The following is a 2329-nucleotide window of genomic DNA, read 5'->3' on the forward strand; positions in this document are numbered from 1 at the left end:
TGGGAGACATGAGAGCTCAGACTGGTCCGGATAAGGTCAATCTGTCAAAAAATATGGCAAGAGTCAAGAACTTAGGGGAAGCAAGAAGAGCTCCCCCTTTATCAGAAAGATAAGAGGGTATTGCGACTAAATACCCAAGGAACTTAGTAGGTCATCAACTTCATCTTGGTTAGTTCCAGATAACTGGTCGGGGCGTAAGTTTTGATCCTCGGGAGATAAACTACCAAAGAGTTCATTTAATGACATCATCGTCAACATAAACTTCTGATCGGTAATCTGATCTTCAGAGTAGAGGTTCATACACTTAACAAGCTCACCACTAATCGCTTCACGGATCTGTCCTTGCTGGACCTCACTCAAGCCTTCAGCACCTTCAAGAACTGCTTTTTCAACATTTTCCATTATGCCCATTTGCTGTTCTTTCATGGCCTGGTAGGTTTCGTTAACCTGACTAAGTTCACTACTACATGACATCACTACATTTTTAATTTGTTCCGTTCTCGATTCTACGCGAGCTTCGAGGTTTTGATTGAGATCTAGGATCTCCTTTTCATCAAGCTTTCGTCGAGTAATATCCCGGATCATCACGGTAAAAATGATTTCGTCATCAACAAGCACTTTGTTTGTCACCATCGACAACCAAGCTTGCTGACCTTCAATCGTTGTCTCTATTTCGAAGCGGCCATCGTCTTGCGTTTGGGATGCAAGAAACTCCATATATTCACAACCCTGATCACAGTCTTCATCATCAAGCATTAATTCGAGGCCGCCCCGAGGTTGAACAATTTCAAACTCAGCTTGGGGGTAAAATGCCAGCTCAGGTACAATTTCGTCGAGCATCTTACCTTCAACCTCACCCTCTTGCTTTTTGATAACATCTCTACACGCAGGGGTAACAGTAGTAATCTTACCGTGTTTATCGGTACTTAAAAAAATAAAATCGGATGAAACCAGCAAGATGTCAATCAGGTCACTTTGTCGCATGTTTTTTGTTTTACTTTATCGTCAAATTAAATGGAAGGTTGCATATAACATTAGCAGCAAACACCAGCTTTTCCATTTGCAAAAGGTAAAATCCTTAAAAAAGCTCGAGCTCTCCAGCCTCTTCAATAATGGGTTCCGTCTTATCAAGGTACGTTGAGTCGAGGATGTGTATCAACTCTTTACTAACACCACACTTGCTCGGCATTAAAGCGACAGTTGGAAACAACAAGCCAATATTATTGGCACGGCTATCGAAGTATTTTTCATTTGTTATAATTGAGTCAGACTCAATTCTTTGCATTCCTAAAATTTCGTCAACTACTACAGCGATACTGTTTGAGCCCCCGGTATTAAAGCTAACCAATGTTAACTGTTCTCCCTTAAGACACTGCTCCATCCCAATACGACGACGCAAATCAAGAACCTGCATGATCTGTCCATTTATAGTAGTCATGCCCCGAAAAAAGTCGCCCTGATAAAACAGCTTTACCAAGCTGTAGTTTCCAGAAAAAACATTCTCAACATCGCGACAATAAACCGCCAATCTGATATGACCAACCCTAGCGACCAAATATTCATTTTTATCCATAAAACCCTCTGTGCAAAAAAATCCCATGAAAACCTAAACTTACTAATATTTAGCACATCAAAATTCGCTATATAATTTAAAGTGGTAGCAGCCAATCGACATTCTGTCCAACTTTTATCTCTCTTTTCTCAAACTCTTTATCAAATCTGATGTATTTGTAGTCTATTTTAGGCTCTACATGCTACGCGAAGCTCTTGAAAGGTGGTAAGATGAGTGTCCTTGCGAACTTAATATTATCGACTGGAAAACCAGTTAAACCATGCATCCATAAAGCCAATGCATTACCTAAGCTATTTACTTCTTATTCTCTTTGCCTCTGCACCTTTTCTTGCTAACGCTGAGCTTATGCAGCAAGAAAACATTCGCTACTGGCAGCTATTCGATAGTAACAGCTCCGCCTCTCTCGAAGATATCGTTGGTACGCCAAATAACACCTGGACACCTCTCCCGAATGGCTATACAAAATTAAATGCCTTAGAAGAGGATTACTGGAAAGCATCTGACGGTGCGACGATGTGGGTTAAAATTGAACTTCCCCGAATTGTCGATTCGGATCGAATTTGGATTGAGCTTGCACCCAATGTCGGATTAGATGGCGAATTGGCAATCTATGAAAACGGTCTCTGGACCTGGAAGCACGCTGCTGGTAGGCACGCTAGTGACAATGCCAGTTTCCCAGCCACCTTTCTTACCTTCGTTATCGAAAAACCGCGCGAACATCGCCTAGCCTTCCTTAAAATCAAGAGTTCACAAGTC

At 41.6% G+C, this 2329-nt stretch carries 3 protein-coding genes; 1 reads left to right on the top strand and 2 read right to left on the bottom strand.

Features of this window, described 5'->3' with window-relative positions; all coding sequences use genetic code 11:
- Positions 1 to 126: 126 nt before the first annotated feature.
- Both A3735_RS20030 and A3735_RS20035 read right to left on the bottom strand, forming a co-directional pair.
- Positions 127 to 984: a hypothetical protein gene (locus A3735_RS20030; RefSeq protein WP_068506415.1), complete on the bottom strand. Its 858-nt coding sequence runs from the start codon at positions 982 to 984 to the stop codon at positions 127 to 129.
- 94 nt (positions 985 to 1078) lie between these two features.
- Positions 1079 to 1573 (bottom strand): chemotaxis protein CheW, encoded by a 495-nt coding sequence (locus A3735_RS20035; protein ID WP_068506412.1) that lies wholly within the window; start codon positions 1571 to 1573, stop codon positions 1079 to 1081.
- Positions 1574 to 1849: 276 nt separating this feature from the next.
- Here A3735_RS20035 and A3735_RS20040 point away from each other — a divergent pair.
- The coding region (locus A3735_RS20040) for a hypothetical protein (RefSeq protein WP_156499783.1) at positions 1850 to 2329 on the top strand (480 nt) is incomplete at its 3' end.

It is taken from the genome of Oleiphilus sp. HI0061 (genome assembly GCF_001635675.1).

Excerpts from the sequence above, each read along its gene's own strand:
- A3735_RS20035 (WP_068506412.1), bottom strand. The coding sequence starts at position 1,573 with ATGGATAAAAATGAATATTTGGTCGCTAGGGTTGGTCATATCAGATTG.
- A3735_RS20030 (WP_068506415.1), bottom strand. The coding sequence starts at position 984 with ATGCGACAAAGTGACCTGATTGACATCTTGCTGGTTTCATCCGATTTT.